18 protein-coding genes and 1 pseudogene are annotated in these 22,975 nt (G+C 50.8%); 5 read left to right on the forward strand and 14 right to left on the reverse strand.

Going from position 1 to position 22,975, the window contains the following annotated elements:
- Window positions 1-13: 13 nt before the first annotated feature.
- Window positions 14-484, forward strand: a complete 471-nt coding sequence (locus B157_RS0111210; RefSeq protein WP_020603421.1) for a lipocalin family protein — start codon at window positions 14-16, stop codon at window positions 482-484.
- A 143-nt stretch (window positions 485-627) separates the two neighbouring features.
- On the opposite strand, the gene B157_RS0111215 is transcribed toward B157_RS0111210, so the two are convergent.
- The 10 genes from B157_RS0111215 to B157_RS0111260 form a co-directional block, all read right to left on the reverse strand.
- Entirely contained in the window at window positions 628-1,416 is a 789-nt protein-coding gene (locus tag B157_RS0111215; protein WP_063881391.1) for a hypothetical protein, read from the reverse strand.
- Between the two features lie 132 nt (window positions 1,417-1,548).
- Window positions 1,549-2,964, reverse strand: coding sequence for an FAD binding domain-containing protein (locus B157_RS0111220; protein WP_020603423.1), 1,416 nt, complete (start codon window positions 2,962-2,964; stop codon window positions 1,549-1,551).
- Between the two features lie 42 nt (window positions 2,965-3,006).
- On the reverse strand, window positions 3,007-4,275 hold the full coding sequence (preA, locus tag B157_RS0111225; protein ID WP_020603424.1) for an NAD-dependent dihydropyrimidine dehydrogenase subunit PreA: 1,269 nt from the start codon (window positions 4,273-4,275) through the stop codon (window positions 3,007-3,009).
- A gap of 66 nt (window positions 4,276-4,341) precedes the next feature.
- Window positions 4,342-5,685 carry an NAD(P)-dependent oxidoreductase gene (locus tag B157_RS0111230; protein WP_026308634.1) on the reverse strand — a complete coding sequence of 448 codons (1,344 nt, stop codon included), beginning with the start codon at window positions 5,683-5,685 and terminating at the stop codon, window positions 4,342-4,344.
- A 109-nt stretch (window positions 5,686-5,794) separates the two neighbouring features.
- Complete coding sequence (locus B157_RS0111235; RefSeq protein WP_026308635.1) at window positions 5,795-6,661, reverse strand: nitrilase-related carbon-nitrogen hydrolase; 867 nt, start codon at window positions 6,659-6,661, stop codon at window positions 5,795-5,797.
- Window positions 6,662-6,693: 32 nt separating this feature from the next.
- A complete protein-coding gene (gene hydA / locus B157_RS0111240; RefSeq protein ID WP_020603427.1) occupies window positions 6,694-8,076 on the reverse strand; it encodes a dihydropyrimidinase in 1,383 nt (460 codons plus the stop codon).
- Window positions 8,077-8,220: 144 nt separating this feature from the next.
- Window positions 8,221-8,688, reverse strand: coding sequence for an IS200/IS605 family transposase (gene tnpA, locus B157_RS0111245; RefSeq protein WP_020603428.1), 468 nt, complete (start codon window positions 8,686-8,688; stop codon window positions 8,221-8,223).
- 114 nt (window positions 8,689-8,802) lie between these two features.
- The gene (locus B157_RS0111250; RefSeq protein ID WP_020603429.1) at window positions 8,803-10,308 is read right to left on the reverse strand and encodes an NCS1 family nucleobase:cation symporter-1; all 1,506 of its coding nucleotides are present in this window, start codon (window positions 10,306-10,308) and stop codon (window positions 8,803-8,805) included.
- Between the two features lie 284 nt (window positions 10,309-10,592).
- Window positions 10,593-11,939, reverse strand: coding sequence for an aminotransferase class III-fold pyridoxal phosphate-dependent enzyme (locus B157_RS0111255; RefSeq protein ID WP_020603430.1), 1,347 nt, complete (start codon window positions 11,937-11,939; stop codon window positions 10,593-10,595).
- An 85-nt stretch (window positions 11,940-12,024) separates the two neighbouring features.
- The gene (locus B157_RS0111260; RefSeq protein WP_020603431.1) at window positions 12,025-13,482 is read right to left on the reverse strand and encodes a CoA-acylating methylmalonate-semialdehyde dehydrogenase; all 1,458 of its coding nucleotides are present in this window, start codon (window positions 13,480-13,482) and stop codon (window positions 12,025-12,027) included.
- A 110-nt stretch (window positions 13,483-13,592) separates the two neighbouring features.
- Between B157_RS0111260 and B157_RS0111265 the strand changes: the two genes are divergently transcribed.
- Window positions 13,593-14,063, forward strand: a complete 471-nt coding sequence (locus B157_RS0111265; protein WP_020603432.1) for an Lrp/AsnC family transcriptional regulator — start codon at window positions 13,593-13,595, stop codon at window positions 14,061-14,063.
- Window positions 14,064-14,146: 83 nt separating this feature from the next.
- Here B157_RS0111265 and B157_RS0111270 read toward each other — a convergent pair whose 3' ends face one another.
- The 4 genes from B157_RS0111270 to B157_RS0111280 form a co-directional block, all read right to left on the reverse strand.
- Window positions 14,147-14,695 carry a T9SS type A sorting domain-containing protein gene (locus B157_RS0111270; RefSeq protein ID WP_020603433.1) on the reverse strand — a complete coding sequence of 183 codons (549 nt, stop codon included), beginning with the start codon at window positions 14,693-14,695 and terminating at the stop codon, window positions 14,147-14,149.
- Between the two features lie 21 nt (window positions 14,696-14,716).
- Entirely contained in the window at window positions 14,717-16,810 is a 2,094-nt protein-coding gene (locus B157_RS35085) for a beta strand repeat-containing protein (protein WP_020603434.1), read from the reverse strand.
- 225 nt (window positions 16,811-17,035) lie between these two features.
- Window positions 17,036-17,404, reverse strand: coding sequence for a two-component regulator propeller domain-containing protein (locus tag B157_RS38245; protein ID WP_157618399.1), 369 nt, complete (start codon window positions 17,402-17,404; stop codon window positions 17,036-17,038).
- 57 nt (window positions 17,405-17,461) lie between these two features.
- Entirely contained in the window at window positions 17,462-17,806 is a 345-nt protein-coding gene (locus B157_RS0111280; protein WP_020603435.1) for a carboxymuconolactone decarboxylase family protein, read from the reverse strand.
- A gap of 542 nt (window positions 17,807-18,348) precedes the next feature.
- Here B157_RS0111280 and topA point away from each other — a divergent pair.
- The 3 genes and pseudogenes from topA to B157_RS0111295 form a co-directional block, all read left to right on the forward strand.
- A complete protein-coding gene (gene topA / locus B157_RS0111285) occupies window positions 18,349-21,027 on the forward strand; it encodes a type I DNA topoisomerase (protein ID WP_020603436.1) in 2,679 nt (892 codons plus the stop codon).
- Window positions 21,028-21,453: 426 nt separating this feature from the next.
- Window positions 21,454-22,650 (forward strand): hypothetical protein, encoded by a 1,197-nt coding sequence (locus tag B157_RS0111290; RefSeq protein ID WP_020603437.1) that lies wholly within the window; start codon window positions 21,454-21,456, stop codon window positions 22,648-22,650.
- A gap of 123 nt (window positions 22,651-22,773) precedes the next feature.
- Window positions 22,774-22,975, forward strand: a pseudogene (locus B157_RS0111295) (IS256 family transposase); the annotation flags it as partial.

The following is a 22,975-nucleotide window of genomic DNA, read 5'->3' on the forward strand; positions in this document are numbered from 1 at the left end:
AACCGGCCTTCCTATGCATCGCTCATTCATCTTCACCTTATTCATTACGCTGGTTGGAACGGCCTACCGTCCTACCCTACCATCAACGTTCGACGGGGTTACCGGAACATGGAAACGAACGGCCATGACGATGGTCGATACCAGTGGTAAAACAACCGATATGCTACAAATGATGACGAAGTCGATGCACTGCATTAAAGATATTACCTACACCTTCTCGGGCGATGGTCGGTTAAAATCGAATGTTCCAGATGCTTGCGGCTCACTAAAGAAAACCATTGAATCGATGAATAGCGAGGCTAGGTGGTCAATAAGTGGTCGGAAAATAACGGTTACAACCACCACGAAGGGCTTCCCACCGGCAACGTGCGCTATAAGTTTCCAGGGCAATACCATGACCTGGGTGTTTATTTACGCCGATAACCCTGAAACGCCCAATCCGACAAAAGCGCAAAAAATAACGACGGTCTATCAGCGAATCTAACTCACCAATCGCTGCCTATACCTTTGGGACAGCTACAGCTTATCACAGAAACGCACTGGTCTCCTGAAATTATTCCTACTTTAACGTGACTACGGGGTTAATTTTAGCCCCGTAGTCACGTTAGTCTGTTTAACGGTCCCGCTTTACTTTTTATAAAAGTGCAGCCGGATACCGGTGCAGATAAAGCTGTTGAGTGGCTCGTTGAAATGGCCCGCTTCCTGGTACCGGTAGTACGTATAGAGTGTGGCCCGCTCCGAGAAATCATATTCGCAGTCTACCTGCGCGAAGGGTTCGTGGAGATTATACGGGTTGAATACATCGTAGGTGCCAAATTCCACACCCGCAAAGCCCCTCGGACTGAATTCGTAGTGAATAGCGGCTTTGTAGATAAGGTGATTGTTTTCTATACCATCCGCTACGGATGCTCCCTCAAGGTAATTAGCCTTTTTGAACGAATACAAATACCCGGCCCCGCCCGCGAACAGGAATTTCTTCGATAGTGGGTACTTCACCTCGGCTACGCCCAGATAATTGCTCCGGGTATAGGGGTCGCCCAGGTCAGGCCCCGTGCTTTCGATCACATTCGTCGACATGCGGGCAATAAACCGCAGTACGTTCCAGAACGACTTTGTTTGTAGCTCTACCTTGTAATGATAATAGGAATTCAGATTATGCGGACGTTCGCCCAGTCGGAAGCCCACCTGTAGTTTCAGGAAATTGCTCAGGCGAAAAGTCGGTACGATGTTCTGGTCAGTGCGAATGTTGCCTTTCGCATCGATGATCAGCCGATTGTAAAGCAATAAACTGACTGCTTCTGTTCTTCTTACTGCGTGCTCAGGCCTGGCTCTTTGAAGGCTGTCCATCTGGTCAATTCGTTGCGCTGTTACATTGATGGCGCTGAAGATACTCAGGAAGAGAAGCAATTTTTTCATCGGTACTGCTTGTGCCTTATAAAGTGGCAATAAACTAAGTACGATGGAATTTCCCACTATGTGTCAGGTAATTTTAACCACTTAAAAACCTCTCGATGGGGCGTGTCTGCTCGTCCGGTGGCGGGTAACCAATTATACAGTTAGTAACTGCGCTGCTTTTAGTTCCGGAAATAGCTTGATAAAATGGGCTTTGATGAGTTGGCTCAGCAACAAACGCTTGTATGTCTCCGAACCCCGGGCGTCGCTGATGGGGGTAATTTCGGTTTGGGCAATGCGGGTTGCTTCCAGAATCAGTGCTTCGGTCAGCCGTTTTCCGGTTAGATAGGCGGCCGTTTTCGTCAACTGCTTTGGAATGGGCGCAACGCCCCCGGCAGAAAGTCTGACGGTTGTGATAACGTCATCCTCAATCGTAATACTCATGGCGGAGTTGACGCTGGCAATATCCAGGTGCGTCCGTTTGCTGACTTTCTCGAAATTAAACCGGGTATTTCTGTCGGGCAACGTAAACCGAATCTGTTCCAGCAACTCGTCGGGATGTTTGTCCAGCGTTTTATAGCCCTGATACAAGTCACGCAGCGGCAAGTCCCGCACCGTACGTCCAGCACGGAAGGTCAGCGTGGCGTCCAGTGCCAGAAAGAAGACGGTGAAATCGCCGATGGGTGACGCATTGATGAAGTTACCACCGATGGTTGCCATGTTGCGGATAGGCGTCGACGAAATCAGCGTGGTATACTGATTGAAATCAGGAAAATGAGCCTGCATGACGGGCGATTCGATCAGGTCCGTTACCGTCGTCGATGCACCCATCAGGCACTGGTCACCTACCTGCCGGATGCCGTTTAAATCCGGGGTATCGAACAGAAACCGGATGGACGCATCGCGAATCTCATCATGCTTCTGCACGTACACATCCGTGCCTCCCCCAACCCGCTGCGCGGCTGGATTGTCGTTCGTTCGTTCGCCGTTGAGGTTCAGCGACAATGCCTGAAGTCGTTCGGCAATGGTAGAAAAATAGGCTGGCAGAATGGCCTGATTCGCAGCAAAGTTTACCGGGGCCTCTTCCCTCCTGTCTGCCAGCAACTGGGCTACCCGCGCAGCCGCCCGCTTGATGGACTTATAGCCCGTACACCGGCATATATTGCCATCAACGGCCGCAATGGCATTTTGGGATGTCGGGGCTTTTTTACTCAGACAGAAACCAGCCATCGATACCACGAAACCTGGTGTACAAAAACCGCACTGCGTCGCCGATTCATCGGCCATAGCCTGCTGAATGGGATTCAGTTCAGCCATATTCAGCCCTTCGATGGTAACAATGTGCTTACCATGCGCATTGCCCAGCGGCATCAGGCAGGAAGTAGCCGTGCGGTATCGCAATTCCCCCGTCGATACTTCGCCGACCAACACCGTACAGGCGCCACAATCGCCCTCGCGGCAACCGATTTTAGTGCCGGTCAGGTACTGATTATAGCGCACAAAATCAAGGACCGGCGTACCCGGTGGCAGCGCTGAGCTAACTTCCCTGTTGTTTAGAATAGACGTTATCAAAATAAAATGACCGCATCAGCCCAGGCGGCTAATGGGTACGATTTAGTGGTCATTCAACGGCAGCCCGCGCCGTTGAAATTCTTTCCAGTTCAGGTATTCATCGCCTTTGCGCTGCTCCACCATCGTGATGCAGCTATCGACCGGGCAAACTAATTTACACAAATTACAGCCAACGCACTCATCCTCTTTGATGGAATAGGTATTATACGGATTACCGTACGTCAGGCTGATGGACTGGTGAGAGGTGTCTTCGCAGGCGATGTAGCACAGGCCGCAATGAATGCACTTATCCTGGTCGATGTTGGCAACGATATGATAATTGATATCCAGGTCTTCCCAGTGCGTGATGGTCGGAACGGATTTACCGATGAAATCATCGAGGGTTTTGAAGCCTTTTTCGTCCATCCAGTTATTCATGCCATCGATCATGTCTTCCACGATTCGGAAACCATGCTTCATTACGGCGGTGCAAACCTGCACATTAGACGCACCTAACAGCATAAACTCAACGGCATCTTTCCAGGTGCTCACGCCCCCAATTCCCGACACCGGAACGTGGGCCGTGACCGGATCCTGCGCGATAGTCGTTAACATTTTCAGGGCAATGGGTTTCACCGCCGGGCCGCAATACCCGCCATACACCGACTTGCCGGCCACGTACGGGTTGGGTACAAACGTGTCCAGGTCTACTCCCGTTATCGACTGAATGGTGTTGATCAGGGAGAGCGCATGCGTACCGCCCTCGACCGATGCCCGGCCCGTTGGCACCACCGAATGCACATTGGGGGTCAGTTTGGTAATGACCGGAATGGTGGCTTTCTCCATCACCCATTCCACCACCATTTTAGCAATTTCGGGGTCTTGTCCTACAGCGGCACCCATCCCCCGTTCGGTCATGCCGTGCGGACATCCGAAGTTGAGTTCAAGCCCGTGCGCACCCGTATCTTCCACCTGCGCAATGAGTTCGTGCCATTTCTCGCGGGAGTTATCCGCCATGAGCGACACCACCATCGCCCGATCGGGAAACAGACGAACGCACTCGGCAATCTCGCGGAGGTTAATGTCCAGCGGGCGGTCAGAAATGAGTTCGATGTTATTGAACCCCATCATTTTTGTTCCGTTAAACTCAACGGCGGAGTAGCGGGAAGAGACGTTCTTCACCTGACTGCCCAGCGTTTTCCAGACTACGCCCCCCCAGCCCGCTTCGAAAGCCCGGAGCACGTTATATTGCTTATCCGTTGGTGGGGCACTCGCCAGCCAGAACGGGTTCGGCGATTTGATACCGAGAAAGTTTGCGCTTAAGTCAGCCACTTTTTAATGAGTGAATGAGCGAACGAGTGAAAGAGCGAATTAACCGGATGGTTTTCGCTCTTTCACTCATTCACTCTGTATGAAGTTTAAAATCGCTTTTGCTCCGTCTTTTCCCGCCTGTACGGCGTCGACAACTTCTTTGCCACCGTTGACGCAGTCGCCACCGGCAAACACGCCGGGGATATTGGTGGTGCAGTAGCTGTCAATAGCCACCTTGCCATTCCAGTGGGTAAGCTGGTTCGTGTTAACCAACGCTTCGTAGGGCACCTGACCGGCGGCTTTGATGACCATGTCGACATCCAGCGTAATCGTTTTGCCTGTTTCGACTGGTGAACGACGGCCACTGGTATCGGGTACGCCCAGTTCCATAACGTTGCAGATGAGTTGCGTAACCCGCCCGTTTTCGCCCTTTATCTCTTTGGGCGATGCCAGCCAGATCAGGTTGCACCCGTCCAGCTTTGCCAGATTCAGTTCAACTTCGGTGCTGGGCATTTCGGCCTGGGTCCGGCGGTACACGATAGTTACTTCACTGGCACCCAACCGTTTGGCCTGCGTAGCGGCATCGATGGCCGTCATACCCAGCCCAATTACGGCTACTTTATCGCCAACCGGAACGGACGGGTAGCCCAGCTCACGAATGTCGTAAATGAACCGGATGGCATCTTCCACCCCCGTCAGTTCTTCACCGGGAATATCCAGTTGACGGGCAACCCCTACCCCAATGCCGAGGTAGACCGCATCGTAGCTGGCCTGTAATTCAGGCAACGAAATCGTCCTACCCAGTTCCTGCCCGTAGATGATATCGATGCCACCCAGCGAGGTGATAAACTCAACCTCTTCTTCACAGAATTCGGGGGTTACTTTGTAGGCAGCAATACCGTAGGTCATCAGCCCACCGCCTTTACTTTCCTTTTCGTAAATGGTCACATCGACCCCTTCCCGACTCAGGGCGTGGGCACAGCTCAAGCCAGCCGGCCCGGCCCCCACCACCGCTACTTTCCGACCGACCGACGGTTTGCGCTGAAACAGCGGCCACTTGTTGGCAATGGCTTTTTCGGTGGAATAGCGTTGTAGTTTGGCAATAGGAATGGGCGGCTCGTCCATCAGGTTGAAAACGCAGGATCCTTCGCACAGCTTCTCCACAGGGCACACTTTGGAGCAGCCGCCCCCCATGATGTTGGCATCCAGAATGGTAAATGCAGATCCTTTCACGTTGTCCGTCGTAATCTGCTTGATAAACTTGGGCACATCGATGCTCGTCGGGCAGCTTTTGGTGCACGGGGCATCATAGCAAAACAGACAGCGATTTGCTTCCACCAGGGCCGCTTCACGCGAATCGAAGGGCGGGTGAATATCGCTGAAGTTCTGCTCGTATTGCTCGTTCGTTAGCCGATTATTAAGAATAGACATGCCAATGGAGGGAAAAGATAACCGCAAAGTACACTAAGGTTATCGCAGTGAGCGCAAAGAAAGCCAGACGTCCTTTGCGGTTATCTTAGCGGTCTTTACGGTTAAAAAGCTACAGTTCCACCAATTTATCGTACGTCTCAGGCCGTCTATCCCGGAAGAACTGCCACGTGTTACGGACCTCTTCAATCATGTCGAGGTCGAAGTCGGCGATGAGGAGTTCGTCTTTATCTTCCGAAGCCGTAGCGAAAATCTGGCCGCGTGGGTCGACGAAATAAGAGGTGCCGTAGAACCGGCCCAGGTTCCAGGGCTTCTCTTCACCAACACGGTTGATGCACCCCATAAAATAGCCATTGGCAGCCGCGTGGGCAGGCTGCTCCAGTTTCCAGAGATACTGCGATAATCCCGCTACCGTAGCCGACGGGTTATAAACGATTTCAGCCCCGTTAAGCCCCAGGCACCGCGCTCCATCGGGAAAATGGCGGTCGTAGCAGATGTAGACACCAATTTTTGCGTAGCGCGTTTGAAAAACCGGATAGCCCAGATTTCCGGGTTTGAAGAAGTATTTCTCCCAGAATCCCGACGTATGGGGAATGTGGTTTTTGCGGTATTTGCCCAGGTAGGTTCCGTCGGCGTCAATGACGGCAGCGGTGTTGTAGAGCACACCGGCCTGTTCTTTCTCATACACCGGCACAATCATCACCATATTATACTTTTTGGCATATTCGGCCATGCGGTCGGTGGTAGGACCGGGAACCGATTCAGCCGATGCGTACCAAGCTTTATCCTGGCCCGGACAGAAATAAGGCGTGTTGAAAATTTCCTGCAGGCACAAAATCTGCACCCCTTTCTGACCGGCTTCTTCGATGAGCGGAATGTGCTTTTGCACCATCGCTTCCTTAATTTCCTCAATCGTCCCCTCCCCTTCGGTCATGGGCAGGCTCATCTGTATCAAGCCCGATTTAATGATTCGTGGCATTTTATATTAGTAGTTTTAGGTTTACGGGCTCCTTATATTTTCCCGCTTACTTTATTTCGTTTGATGAACTGTCCGTATCCTTTTTCAACCCGACACTCATTCTGGTCAATGGCAACGGTGCCGCGCAGCAAAACGGTTTTCACTTTGCCGGTTAGTTCCATCCCCTCGTATCCCGAATAATCAACGTTCATATGGTGCGTTTTGGCCGAAAGCATATGTTTTTCTTCCGGGTCAAAAATAACAATATCCGCATCGCTGCCCACGGCAATGGCTCCCTTACGGGGAAACATCCCAAAGATTTTCGCGGGGTTAGTACAGGCCACTTCCACGTATTTATTCAGCGTGATCTTCCCTTTGTGAACACCTTCGCTATAGAGCAGTTCCATCCGGTTTTCGATGGCCGGGTGCCCGTTGGGTATCTTCGAGAAATCGTCTTTTCCCATCAGTTTCTGTTCCCACATAAACGGGCAATGGTCGGTCGCTACCACCTGCACCAGTCCCTGGTTGATACCCGCCCACAACGTCTGCTGGTCTTTTTTCTCCCGCAACGGCGGACTCATCACCCACTTTGCGCCATCAAAGTCCTGTTCGTAGAGGGAAGCATCAAGAATCAGGTACTGAATACAGGTCTCGACGAATACTTTCTGGTTGCGCCGGGTCGCATTCCGAACGGCGTTCAGGGCACCTTCGCAGGTCATGTGAACAATGTAGCCGGGGCATCCGGTATAGTCGGCCATATCGGCAAAGCGGCCGCTGGCTTCCGCTTCGGTGACTTCGGGTTGCGACAGGTAATGATACAGGGGCGATAGCTTTCCTTCGGACCGGTGTTTGGCAACGAGGTAGTCAATAACATCGCCGTTCGTCGCATGCACCGTAACCATACCGCCCTGCTTTTTCACTTCCTGCATCAGGCCGACCATCTGGCTATCGTCAATCATCAACGCCCCTTTGTAGGCCATGAAGGTCTTGAACGAGGTGATGCCTTCCTCTTCCACCATTTGCCGAATTTCGGCTTTGGTGTCGTCGTTGAAATCCGTTACGGCCATATGGAAACTATAGTCGCCCACGGTGGTGCCATTAGCGCGGGAATTCCATTCGGCGAGGGCTTCTTTCAGGGAATGCCCCTGTTTTTGAAGGACAAAATCAATGACCGTCGTGGTGCCGCCGAACAGAGCCGCGCGGGTTCCCGTTTCGTGCGTGTCGCTCGAAAAAGTACCCATAAACGGCATATCCAGATGAACGTGCGGGTCGATGCCACCAGGGAACACCAGCTTCCCAGTGGCGTCAATCGTCGTATCAGCCTGCATCGGCAGGTTCTTCCCGATAGCGGAGATAGTTTCGCCCTCGATGAAAATATCGGCGACATACTCGTCGGTGGCGGTAACGATGTGGCCGTTTTTAATGAGTATAGACATAGTACTTAAGTCAAAATCAGCGAAAGGTCGACGAGCCTGTCTTTATAATGAGAATAGTAAAGGCCCGTCGGGCCGGCATCTTTGTAGAAAAGAGAAACTATCGTTAGCCCAATAAGCTCCGTAGGAGCGTAATCTCATTCCTTATTACACTTCCTCAATCCAATCGAACAAATATTTTTCGTCATAATCAACGTCAAATTTTCTCAGGAAATCCAGATATTCCTCCTTAAAGTTCTTTTTTCGGTGATGTTCTGGCTGAGAAAGTATATAGCTAATCACATTGTCCAGATGAGATTTTGAGTACGAGAATGCACCAAACCCTTCCTGCCAGTTAAACTTACCCTTTACAAATCCCCTATCATTTATCCATCCAGACGCGTTTGCTTTAATATCTCTGACAAGGTCAGATATACAATTATTTGGCTTCAAACTTATGAGCAAATGCGTATGGTCTGGCATACAATAAACAGCTAAAACTTTCTGGTTTTTACCAGTCACAATCCCACAGATGTATTTTTCCAGTTCGTCCCTAAATGTTTCTCCTATCAGATTCTCCCGACCCTTTACAGCAAAAACAACTTGTATGTAAATTTGCGAGTATGTATTAGCCATGCAGCAGATGTCACGCCTATGGCGTTTTATTTTGGGTTTTGCCGGTCTTTCTACAAAGATTTCAGCCCTACGGGCTTCATTTTTGCAATAATCATATCATTCCTTCGAGATAGACTAGCTTCGAAATAGCGCATCGGGTTGCGGTGCGCTGTGGTAAGAAACGCTTTTCCGCATCAATATCAAATACACCCCACCGCTCACAAAGAACCCCACAAACCACGCGTAATTATACAGTTGCGAAATCCAGCCGGGCACGCTGTCTGCCGGAATGACCTGAATGGTGGTCAGAAAGCCGGGAATGTTAGGTAGAATGCCCAATAACAAAGCAATGATAGCCGCCGTATTGAAGCCGTTTCCAAAGGCATATACTCCCGTTTCGCTGTACAGATCGCCCAACTGGAGCTGCTGTTTCCGCAGGAAGAAATAATCGGCAATCATGATCCCTCCTACCGGCCCGAGCAGGCTGGAATACCCCACCAGCCACGTAAAAATAAAGCCGGTTGGGTCGGCGATTAACTTCCAGGGGAAAATCAAAATACCAATTACACCTGTAATGTAGCCTCCTTTCCGAAAGTCGATTTTCGAGGGAGCCAGGTTCGCAAAATCGTTGGCCGGACTAACAATGTTAGCAGCAATATTGGTAGCCAGCGTCGAAATAGCGACGGCAATCATGGCCATACTGACCAGTAACTTACTATCAAACCGACCAGCCAGCACGAGCGGGTCCCAGATGGTAGTGCCGTAAATAATAGTCGTCGCCGATGTGACGACTACCCCGATAAACGAAAACAACGTCATGGCGGGTGGTAGCCCGATAATCTGACCCGTCACCTGCGCTTTCTGACTGACGGCATAGCGGGTAAAGTCGGGAATGTTTAGCGACAGGGTCGCCCAGAAACCAACCATCCCGGTAAGGGCGGGGAAGAAAAAGGCAAAAAAGGCTGCCGTAGACGTGAATTTAGCGGGTTGCTCCAGAATAGGGCCCAACCCATTGCCAGCCGAGATGGCCCACCAGAGCAACGCCAGTGCCGCTACGGGCAGAAAAAAAGCTTTGAACACCAGCAATTTCCGAATGCTGTCAACGCCAAGGTATACGACGTACATGTTCAGTAACCAAAACAGAAAGAAGCAGATGGCCGGACCCGTTTCCAGCCCAAACGAAGCTGGAAAAACAGTTGGTAATGTTTCCAGCGAGGGTAGCCACAGTCGAAGCATCTGGTAGATGGAAAAACCGCCAATCCAGGTCTGAATACCAAACCACCCACAGGCGACAATGGCCCGCAGCAAAGCGGGAATGTTTGCCCCTTTGGTACCAAAACTGGACCGTACCAATACCGGAAACGGGATGCCGTATTTGGCCCCCGCCCGGCCATTCAATACCATTGGAATCAGTACGATGGTGTTCCCCAGAAAAATGGTCAGAATGGCCTGCCACCAATTCATCCCGCCCTGAATGAGCGAACTGGCCATCATATACGTGGGAATACATAGGCTCATACTGATCCAGAGAGCCGCGTAATTCCAGGTCGTCCACGTCCGTTTCGACGCGGGGATGGGGGCCAAATCCTCGCTGTAAAGCGCAGTCGATTCGGTGATGGGGGCTTCTGTGATTGTCTGCATCAGGGATTTCAGATAAAAAAGACATGGAACACGGATGACACCGATAGAACGGATTTTACTGATAGAATGAATCTACTTTAGATCGCTGGTTTTAGTGAAAATCCGTTCTATCGGTGTCATCCGTGTTCTAATTTTAGTCATAATTAAGTGAATCCATTTTTATAAGAAAGTACTGCTTCCTGCATTAAATGGATTACGGTTGTGGCTGACGTTTCATTCACTGATGGATGACGCGCAGTACCCGCTACGCTATTACCAGATAGTATCGTTCTACTGTAATTTACCTACTCCACATGCGCATCCGCAATGTTCAGGGCTTCGCTGATGATGGCCAGGCCTTCGTCGATTTGCTCCCTGGTAACGCACAGGGGTGGTGCCACGAAGATATAACTCCAGCGCACAAACGTGTACATACCTAACTCCTTAATTTTAGCGGCTACTTTACCCATTACGGCCATTTCTTCGGGTTTGGCGTTGAAGGGTGCCATGGGTTCTTTGGTAGTTCGGTTTTTGACCACTTCAAAACAGCCCAGTAGACCCGTCGTTCTGAAGTCGCCGATGCTGGGGTGTTTCTGCTTCATCAATTCAGCCTGAGCCGCCACGTACTTCCCCATTTCGGCCGCGTTCTCAATCAAATTGTCTTCCTCGTAAATGTTCAGGTTGGCCAGCGCAGCCGCACAGCCTACCGGATGAGCTGCGTAGGTCATGCCCGTTGCCAGCACGGTATCGTCGTAGCGGGCCGCAATTTTATCCGTCACCATCAGGCACCCGAACGGGATATAGCCACTGGTGATGCCCTTCGCCATCGTTGCCATATCGGGCACAATACCATGATTTTCAAACCCAAACCATTTGCCCGTCCGACCAAAGCCACTCATCACTTCGTCGATAATCAGCAGCATACCGTGTTTATCGCAGATTTCCCGAACGGCGGCCAGGTAACCAACCGGATACTGCAAACAACCCGACGTACCCGATTCGCCTTCTAGCATAATGGCGGCTATCGTGCCCGGCCCTTCGTAGGCGATAATCCGCTCCAGTTGCGCCACGGAATCGGTGAGCATACTGGCTTCGTCGTGATTCCAGCGGTATTTGTACGGAATGTCGATATGCACAAAATTGGGAGCCTGCTGGGAGTCATCGGGATGCTTGCGGGGGTCGCCACCAACGGACAAGGTACCATACGTAGCGCCGTGGTACGACTGGTAGCGGCTCAGAATTTTATGCCGTCCCGTGTACAGACGGGCCAGTTTGATGGCGGCTTCGTTGGACGTGGCTCCGCACAGGGTGAAGAACGCTTTGTTCAGGTCGCCGGGACAGATTTCCGCCATCTTTTTACCCAGTTCCCCCCGCACTTTGGTGACGCAGTAGGGTGTCACGTAACTCACCTCCTGCATCTGCCGGACCACGGCATCGGTAACGCGCTGATCGCCGTGCCCGATGTTTACGTTCATCAGGCCCGACGAAAAGTCGAGATAGCGTTTATCGTCGTAGTCGTACAGGTAAACACCTTTGCCGTATTTGACCGCAATGGGTGAAATATTTTTCTGTTTGCTCCAGGCAAAAACGGTGTAGTCGAAACTATCCTGCAATACTTCCTGCGTTTCGGAAAGCGTGGCTGTGTCAAGCATGTTGGTTTAGTGTTTTTGGTTTGATTATACTCCACCCTAACCCTCCCCGTACGGGGAGGGTTAGGGTGGAGTTCAGATGGTGATGCTAACTCATCCAGTTTATCCCGGCTTCGGGGTTCCATTTGGTGGTACTCTTCTTTAGCTTCGTCCAGAATTCGATGGAGCTTTTGCCGGTAATATCACCTACGCCAAAGCGGCTCTCGTTCCAGCCACCGAATGAAAAAGGCTCACGCGGAACGGGTACGCCCACGTTTACCCCCACCATACCGGCACTGGCTTTATCCATGACGTACCGGGCCATGCCGCCATTTTGCGTAAATACCGACGCAGCATTACCGTAGGGGTTCGCATTTTCGATGGCTAGTGCTTCATCCACCGTGTTAGTCCGCATGATGCTGATGACCGGCCCGAAAATTTCTTCTTTCGCAATGGCCATATCCGGTGTTACGTAATCAATCACCGTTGGGCCGACGTAGGTGCCGTTTTCTTTCCCGGCCACCGTTGGATTACGACCATCGACCAGCACCTTAGCGCCCTGACTTTCTGCTTCGGTAATGTACTGTTCTATTCTGTCTTTCGACGCCCGGTTTATCACCGCACCGAGGTTCTGGCCGGGTACAACTTTGCGGGCTTCTTCGCATAGTTTCTCGATGATATGGTCGACGGGACCAACGGCTACCATGGCCGAAGCCGCCATACACCGCTGACCCGCGCAACCGGCCATGGATGCGGTGATGTTCTGGGCGGTCATGCCGGGAATGGCATCGGGCAGTACGATCAGGTGGTTTTTGGCTCCTCCCAAGGCCAGGCATCGTTTCAAGTTACCCGTCGCCCGTTTGTACACTGCTTTCGCGATTTTGGTGGAGCCAACAAACGATACGGCTTCAATATCGGGATGGTCGCAGATGGCTTCCACGATTTCCCGGTCGCCGTGTACCACGTTGAAAACTCCCGGTGGCAGGCCAGCTTCCTGCAATAGTTCGGCTAGTCGACCCACGCTCAACGGGACTTTTTCCGACGGTTTGAGGATCATGCAGTTGCCCAGCGCAATGGCGTTTGGGATGGTCCAGTTGGGTACCATGCTGGGGAAGTTGAACGGCACAATACTGGCCACCACACCCAGCGGTACGTGTTCGGTCCGGCACTCGACGCCCCGGCTCACTTCCAGAATCTCACCGGTAATGAGTTGCGGCAGCGAACAGGCAAACTCGGCCAACTCAGCCCCTTTTTCAATTTCGGCAACAGCTTCTTCGTAGGTTTTTCCATTCTCTTCCTGAATCAGCAGGGCCAGCTCTTTCAGGTTTTTCTCCAGCAGGGCTTTATACCGGTAAAAAACCTGCACCCGCTCCTTGATGGTGGTTCGACTCCAGTCGGGAAACGCCTTTTTAGCTGCTTCAACGGCGGTTGCCAAATCCGCAGCCGTCGATAAAGGAACGGTGGAAAGAAGGGTGCCATCTACCGGGGAGATAACGGGTAAGGTCCGGTCGGTGGCTGCTGCCACAAATTGCCCGTTGCTATAATTCTGAACCGGGGTGTACTTCATATACTTTGCGCCGATAACTGCATATTTTTCAGCAGAATAAGGTGCAAACTAAAAAAAAGTTAGAAACAAGGCAATTGAATCTATTATTTTTAAGGCGAATTTATTTCGCTGTGGAGAAAACGCAACTCATACTGGACGACCTGGACTTTAAGGTGCTTTCCTGCCTTCAGCAGGATGGCCGGATGTCGTTTACCGACATGGCCGACCGGCTGAACGTGTCGGTGGGCACAGCCCGAACCCGGCTGAACCGCCTGATTGACGATGGTATCATCAGTATCATTGGTCGGATTGACCCCGACAAAGCCGGTTTTGGGGCTTACGCGCACATCGCGGTCTACGTTCGTCCGGCTACACTGAAGGAGTCGGTTGCCCAAACCATTGCCAGTCGCCCCGAGGTCAGCTTTTTAGCCAGCACCTCGGGCGAGTATGACCTGGAAGTAGATGTAATGTGCCCGGACAATGCCCACCTGGAACAATTCGTGAGCGATATTTCGACCATCGAGGGCGTTTACCAAACCAAAACAACCCTCTACTTTAAGGTCTACAAATACGCCCAGCCAGATTTAAGTCTGCTGAAGTGATATGCACAGTAAGCCAGCAAGGCGTAGCATAGAATCGCTACACCTTGCTGGCTTACTGGCTCAGACGGTCCTTTCGGAACCAATCATTTTTTCATTAGCCGTAAAACCTGGCTACCCTTACCGGTTTCTACCTGATACAGGTACACGCCAACGGGTAGATGACTCAGGTCGAGTAAGGTGCGGTGCGTCCCCGCCGATTCGACCGCCTGTCCGTCGGATTGCCGGACCATACGCCCATTGGCATCCATAAGCGTTTGCGTGACGCGGAGTGATTCGGGCAAATTATATTCTACGGTCGTGGTGGTTTCGAATGGATTCGGAAAGGCTCTGACCGTAAGCGTTGTACCGGGTTCAGCCGACAGGATACTCGTTGTGGGATGTATCGTTGCCAGAAATACGGAACCTGCCTGAGCCACAAAACCCGGCTGTAGCGTGACCGACTGGCCAGCCATGTAATGGGCCGTAGCCCTGGCCTCCACTACATTGGCAGCGGTAAGATTGTCAACGGCTCGGTCTTCGCGAACGGTCCCAGCTAGTACAGACTGGGTAATGTTAGCAGTACGGACATCCACCTGCGCGAAGGCACCCGCGCAGGCCAGCAAAAAAGTAGGGGCAATCAGTAGTCGTTTCATGATGCTGTCGTGTTAGAAGGTTTACTTTTTGTGTAGCGCATTACGTTTCGTTACGGGTTGGGTACGCTGCTGACGGAGTTGCGCGACTTCGTTGTGCAGAGTCACGACATAGAGGGTTAACTCCTCAATTTTCTCCAATAGTTTGGCGTTCATCTTCGCCACGTCCATGCCCTCCTTCACCACTTCCTCCGCCGAGGCAATACCCGGCAGGTGCTGATGCTGCTGAATGTACTGCGCTACCTCGGTCAGCGGGGCCAGCCGATAGCCCCGGGCGAAGACCTTATCGCTCCATTCATCCGTGTTTTTAATGGCCACTTTTACCTTCTCCGCCAGCAATCCCTGACCCACATACAGGCTGTAGCCCGCCGGGATCTTGCTCACTCCTTCGCCAATCACCACACCCCCGGCTGTGTTACGCACCAACTCCCCCGACCGCTCCCAGAGGGCATCCTCAGCCGCCACACGGGCACTGCTACCAGTAGTGCTACCCAGAATGACGTTGCCGCTACCATCGACGGTGAGAAACTTGGTCTGATTCAGCGCGGTGGCGGGGGAACTGCTGGTGAGGTTTTCCAGGCGCAATCCCGACTGGTCGGCCACGCCACTGGTAAGGTGGAGTTTACTGTTGGGGTTGCTGGTGCCGATACCTACACTGGCATCGTTTCCCAGCACAATAGCATTGCTCACATTTACTTTGGCACGATATCCAATGGCGGTGGCATTGGTCAAAGCATCTGATCCAGTGTTGGCTGCATTGCCGACAAACGTATTATTAGAGCCAGTTGCATTGGATCCACCCGTATTTGGCCCTAAAAAGGCGTTTCCATTTCCTGTTGTATTACCGAACCCGGCAAAAATACCTACTGATGCGTTTTGTTGACCCGTTGTGTTGTTAAGTCCTGCGTTATATCCTACAAATGCATTTCCGCTGCCCGTCGTGTTGTTGGGAGCTGCTCCTGAACCGATAAATGTGTTGGTAACACCTTCTGTATTTTTTCCACCGGCACTCGGGCCAACAAACACATTTAGAGCACCCGTCGTATTGGATAACCCTGCCTGAACGCCTAAAAAGGTATTGACGGCACCCGTTGTATTGTTTTGGCCAGCACCCTGCCCCATGAACGTATTCTGACTACCCGTTGTGTTAGATAAACCGGCCTGGTAGCCCATAAAGGCGTTATCATGACCCGTCGTGTTAGCTCTGCCCGCTTGAAAACCTGCGAATGCATTATTGCTGCCTGTCGTATTCAAGTAACCCGCCTGGTGCCCCGTAAACGTGTTATTACTACCGGTTGTGTTGAAACGGCCTGCATCCAATCCGGTAAAGACATCGAAACTACCCGTCGTGTTATCATAGCCGGAGTAAGCCCCGGTAAAGACGTTGAATCCTCCAGTTGTGTTGGAAAAACCGGTCTTGCTACCAATGAAAGTGTTGTTGGAGACGGTGTTGTTGTATCCCGCCGAATCGCCAATGGCCACGTTGTTGTGACCTGTTTGATTAGAGCGACCTGCCAGAACCCCTAGATATGCATTGCTGTAGCCGGTCAGGTTAGATACTCCTGCTTCAGAACCCACAAACACATTGGTCGTTCCTGTCCGGTTGGCCTGCCCCGTTCGATAGCCCATAAAGGTATTGGCGTTACCACCCCTGTTCAGATTACCAGCTTCGTAACCAATGAACACATTATTGCTGCCTGCGGAATTCAAAATTCCTGTGTAGGTGCCCATCATGACATTTTTACTGCCTGTCGTGTTCCCATTACCCGCATTGTTTCCCATAATGGTATTGTTGCTGCCCGTTGTATTGTTTAAACCAGCATTCACCCCCACAAAGGCGTTATGCTCACCGGTTGAGTTGTTCGAACCTGCCTGCACCCCCAAAAAGGTGTTAAAACTCCCCGTGGTGTTTTGCCAGCCACTCGTGTTGCCCAAGAAGACATTGCTGCGCCCCGTCATCGTGTTATTACCCGCATTGATACCGACCAGTGTATTCTGGTATCCCGGCGTGGGGGAAGCGGGCGAGGTGGCCACGTAGTTGTCCTGGGCCAGTAGCGAAAGGGAGGGGAACAGCAATATGGCTGCAAGGCCCCGGCGGAAAATGGTAGTGGTTTTCATACTTGTACATGGTTAAAGTGAAAATAGAGAGAAAAGTCAGGCTTGTTACAGCATCCATAGCCAGGGGTTTAAGGCACGGCATTACGAGTAACGTAAAGGCACGCGTAGACTCGCCCGTCAATTATCGGTGGCTAAGGTATTGCATAAAACCACGAATTAATTAGCCAATTGACAGAATGTCCCCTAACCGAAAGAAATAGTCCCAAGATTGATAGGAATGGAGATTCAGCCAGCTTTTTCCGTATGTACTGACGGGCTGAAACACGGTGCGGACGACACACACGGCATGGGTTGCGTACTGTAATCAGAGGGGCCTGGTGCCGGGACAACGGGCAGGCTCCCGGTGTCGTTGGGTCGATGTTTGTACGATTTGATTCGGTAGGCATCATACCGGTTCAATCCTTCCCGTGTACCAATCCAGACAAAACCTGCCTTATCTCTGGTAATTGCGAACACACTACTTTGCAATAAGCCACCGTCCGGCGTAAGGCGCTCAAAGCGGTACATCGACTCCTGCGCGGCCACACCAGGACTACCAATCAGGATAACCCCGATTAACAGCCAAAAGACAGAAGATAGCTTGACAGGCAGCACGTTACAAATTACATGAAACCGCCTGTTGCATCAGTAAAAGCGAAGAAAAGAACAGCCTCACCCCTTCGTAGAGCTCGCTTCCTCAAAAAGGCGCATGGCCATCAGACCGTTTCCAACGGCACCACCCGCCCGAATCGCGGCCGCAATGAACACGGTTTCGGCGATCTCTTCGCGGGTAGCACCGGCCCGAGCGGCATTATTGATGTGGGATTCAATGCAGTAGGCACACTGGGTTATCAAAGCAACAGCTACCGACATCAGTTCCCGATACTTGACAGGAATGACCCCATCGGTTCGTTCTGCCGTATGCTTGAGATTCATAAAAGCCGCAGCCTCTTTGGGAGCAGAACCAAGCAGGCTATCGGTATACGCACGGTCTTTAGGCGTCTGATATTCGGCCATATGAGTATGTAACAAGGAATTACCAGTCAGTGTACAGGAGCACCATCAACAACGGATTGACAGCGCATAGACAAGGCAGAGAAACACACTATTTACTCAATTCCCCAGGTTAGTGGGTACCTGCTGTAGCGTTTATAGGTCAGGCAGGCAAAGGTGTGGCAAATACCGGACCTTCCTGGTTAAATACTGTCTCTGCCAACAGCCCATAACGGGTAGGGACGATATGAAGGAATAAATTATTCACCCTTGTTCGATTCCGGCAGGCAACTGTTTTTCCGTACGGCATCGGCGTTTTAATACTCAGGAAATAGGGCTTGACTGGTCTTATTTAGGGTTTTAAGGACGGATAACCGAACGATGAACGGATACATAGTGTTAGTGTAATATAGTTTATCTCCAGTCTTCCTGTTGCCACATGTACCTTAACGCATTGCGTAAGTATAGCTTTAGCGTCTATATTTGGCCCAACCGCGTATGTAGAACCACGCGGGTCATTCGTAGTCAGCTGGCAGCGGAAACAGTTTCAACCTGAACACCATATTATGTCGAAAAACTTAGTCATTGTGGAGTCGCCAGCGAAGGCGAAGACCATAGAAGGCTATCTCGGAAAAGACTTTACCGTGAAATCCAGTTTTGGACACGTCCGCGATCTGCCCAAAGATGGGATGGCCGTTGACGTGACCAATGGCTTCAAACCCTCCTACGAAATTTCGCCCGATAAGAAGAAATTAGTTAGTGAACTTAAGGCACTCGCCAAGTCGTCTGACGAAGTGTGGCTGGCAACGGATGATGACCGCGAAGGCGAAGCCATCTCGTGGCACCTGAAAGAAGCCCTCGGTCTGCGCGACAATACCAAGCGAATTGTCTTCCGCGAGATTACCAAGACGGCCATCCAGAATGCGATTAAGTCACCCCGCACCATCGATGTCGATTTAGTGAACGCCCAGCAGGCCCGTCGCGTGCTGGACCGGCTGGTGGGTTACGAACTCTCGCCAGTGCTGTGGCGAAAAATTAAAGGAGGCAGCACGGGCCTGTCCGCCGGACGGGTGCAGTCGGTGGCGTTGCGGCTGGTGGTAGAGCGGGAACGCGAAATCGATCAGCACAACTCGAAATCATCCTTTAAGGTAACGGCGCAGTTTATCGTGGACGGCAACAAAGTCCTGAACGCCGAAATTTCTAAAAACTTCCCCACGGCCGGTGATGCCCGCGCGTTTCTGGAAGCCTGCATTGGCGCAAATTTCACCATTAAAAATTTAGAGACCCGCCCGGCCAAAAAATCGCCCGCGCCCCCCTTTACAACCTCTACCTTACAACAGGAATCCTCCCGCAAACTCGGCTATTCGGTAGACCGTACCATGCGGATTGCACAAAACCTCTACGAAGCCGGTAAGATTTCGTATATGCGGACAGACTCTATTAACCTTTCAGAAGAGGCTATTGAGAAAGCCGTTTCTGAAATCAGTACCGAGTTTGGCCAGCAGTACGTGCAGACGAGGCATTTCAAGAACAAAAACGAATCGGCGCAGGAAGCCCACGAAGCCATCCGCCCCACCAATTTCAACGACCGCAATGCCGGGGGCGACCGCGACCAGAAACGCCTGTATGAGTTAATCTGGAAACGGGCCATTGCCTCCCAAATGGCCGATGCCCAACTGGAGCGCACCACCGTAACGATTGGAATTGGCAATATGAAAGCCACCGTTGCCGGTAATCTGAAGCCCAGTTCGCCGGACGACAGCCCGTTTGCGGAAACAGTGGATAAACCACAAACCACAAACTTCCCCAATGAACTGGTTGCGCAGGGCGAAGTCATCAAATTCGATGGATTTCTGAAGGTGTACCTGGAATCGAAAGATGACGAGGACGACGAAGATGCCAAAGGTATGCTCCCCCCGCTCACCATCGGTCAGACGCTAAACTTGGGTCAGATGAAGGCGACGGAGAAATTCACCCGTCCGCAACCACGCTACGCCGAAGCATCGCTGGTGAAAAAACTGGAAGAAATGGGTATCGGTCGCCCGTCTACCTACGCCCCTACCATTTCCACCATCGTAAACCGGGGCTACGTTGTCAAGCAGGACCGGCCCGGTCAGGAGCGCAAATACATCGAGTACACGCTCCAGCAAAACAATGTCAGCGAAACCAGTGGTAAAGAAACCTTCGGCTCCGAGAAAGCCAAGCTGTTCCCGACCAACACGGGTATCGTGGTCAACGATTTTCTGGTCGAATATTTCCCCGACATTGTAGACTATAAGTTTACGGCGACGGTTGAGAAGGAATTTGACGAGATTGCCGACGGCCGCATGAACTGGCAGTCCATGCTACAGGGTTTTTACGGCGATTTCCACAAAAACATTGAGGCTATCCAGGGGTCGTCCATCGTATCGTTCAAGACGGGTGCCCGCGACCTGGGCATCGACCCGCGTTCGGGCAAGAAAATATCCGCCCGGCTGGGAAAATACGGCGCCTACGCCCAAATTGGCGAATCGACCGACGAAGAGAAACCCCAGTACGCCAATCTGCGCGAAGGGCAGTTGATTGAAACCATCTCGCTGCAGGATGCGCTGGATTTATTCTCGCTGCCCCGCGAAGTGGGCTTCTTCGAAGACAAACCCATGACCATCGGCATCGGTAAGTTTGGTCCCTACGTAAAGCACGACAGCAAGTTCGTTTCGCTGACCAAGGAAGATGATCCTTTTACCATCGACGCCCAGCGGGCCACGGAGCTTATCACCCAGAAAAGGGCCGAAGCCGTTAGTGAAGCCATCGGCGACTACGAAGGAAAACCCGTTTCGACCGGTAAAGGCCGTTTTGGTCCGTACGTAAAGTTTGAGGATAAATACATTTCCATTCCGCGCAACGAAACGCTGGCAGGCATGACGCTGGCACGGGCCATCGAACTGATTGACGCCAAGCGGGTGTCAGAAGCCAATAAATACATTAAGGAATTCCCGGAGAACCCGGCCATTAAAGTCATGAACGGGCAGTACGGACCGTATTTGGCGGTGGGGAAACGCAACGTCCGGATTCCGAAAGATGTGGACGCGGCCAGCCTGACCCTCGACGACTGTCTGAAACTGGCGGGCGACGACCCAACCCCGGCCAAAGCAACGGCTAAAAAGGGAGCGAAAACCGCAACAGCAGCCAAAGCTCCCGCCAAAACGAAAGTAGCCGCGCCAAAAAAAGCAGCCACAACTAAAAAGGTAGTGGCAAAGAAATAAGAAACCGAGTCTCGTTATTAAACCATAACGAGACTCGGTTTCTTTATCAGGTACAGAGACCTTCCTATCGGGAAGGTCTTTTTTTATATCAGCCCACTTGCGTCATTTTAACGAATCAGTATCTTGTATTGATTTAGGGCTTTTCTTGTCCTGTAGACCAAAGCGAACTGGTTACGAAACGAACGTTATGAGTAGACACAAAGCGGAACCAGAAGTAACTGCCAACCCGACGAATGTAATTCCGCCCTTTGGCGTACGATAGTGTATAGCGCGATTTTGCGGAACTACATTCACCTGAATTTTAGGCATTTAGAACCGACTAGTTCCGCAAAATCGCGCATAATAACATGTTGGGTGCAAGTCCGTACAATTGACTTACGTTTCCAGCTTTCGGTCGACAATGTGAACGCCTTAACCAATTTTCAGATGAAAAAAGTACTTCTTATTACCTTTCTTGCTATTTCAATGACCACGCAAGCCCAAGTGTACAGAGAGGGTATTGGATTTACGCTGGAAAGCATTGCCGAGATAGATATTGGCTGGATAAAAATTTATAATCACCCAACTCCACCAGCAGGAAAAACCCTGAGCAACAGAGTTTATAGTGCCAAACAAATTGGGTATAGTCAGCAATTTGTAGAGTGGATGCAGCAATCTTACTTACCTAAAGGTTGCCTGGGCGATGCAGGATATTACCAAAACGCTATTCCAAAATTCAGCGGTACGAATAGCCTTCTCGGCAATGCCATTAATGAGCATTTAGCGGCTCTACCTCATATGTATGGTGCATTTTCAAGAATGTATATGTTTTTGAAAAAAGATGGGAATGGCAAATTTGTACCACAAAACAACTTTGCAGCCTATTGGCGGATTGAAGCGAACCAACTGCAACACATCAGCAAGCCCGTATCGTTTATCTCAAGTGCTGACGAATATTATTTTGTGATTCCCGATTTCAGTAGCAATTCAAAAGGATACAATGATAGTGACGAAGCCGCAAGCAATTTAATAAACTTTAATAAATACGTTAAAGCGTATAAACACTTTTACATTCCACCAAAAATTATTGAAGACGACCAGCAATACGTTGTAATAATGTCAAAAGACAATGAACTTCCATTTGAGAAAATAACTATTGGTGAGTTTTTTACACAAGCCGAAAAGCAACTTCCAATTTGGCAAAAAATAACCCCTGTGTCAGCAGAAAATTTTTCCCTGGCTCAAAGAAATCTTGCTCGACTAAAAGAAAAATATAAACTCAAATGGAATGATGTTGCCGAAATCAAACTTTCCAGTAATCAAATCATGCTACAAGATTTTGTGAATGCAAAAGAAGGTAATACGGATATATTTGACAACAAGGATATTTATAATAAGGAAGGAACAACACCAATTTTTCCTATTTTAAAAGTAAAAAAGATAGCATTAGCCCTCTGTAAAACAGACCAGCCACAGTGGCTTGTAATTAGATGGACGATGGGAATGCCCAACGCGTCATTCAATAAACATTTACACGAATCAATCTTAAATTACTTTAATTTTGATTACGTATATAATTCTTTCTTCGGAAAGAATAAGATTACGGAAGTTTATAAGCCGCTTAGATCACCTACTGGTAAATAGAGACAAGTGTTAATTCTGCCTGATTATTTAGCTCTCCGTCGACAGGAAGGAGACTGCTCGCTGAACTGTGTCAAGGCTGAGGGTGAATAGAAGGGAAAAAGAAAAATCCTTATTTTCACAATCATGACGGATACAACTAACGACTTCGATTTCGAGTCCTTCAAGCAGGCGGCCATCAAAGGCCTCTACGAAGGCAAACCCCTGACAGGCCAAAACGGCCTGTTCGCTCCCTTACTCAAGCACTTCCTGGAATCGGCCTTGGAAGGGGAAATGGATGGCCACCTGGTGCAGACCCGGCAGACCGAACAAAACCGCCGAAACGGCA

Origin of the sequence: Spirosoma spitsbergense DSM 19989, assembly GCF_000374085.1 — a bacterium.
GTDB classification, from domain to species: Bacteria; Bacteroidota; Bacteroidia; order Cytophagales; family Spirosomataceae; genus Spirosoma; species Spirosoma spitsbergense.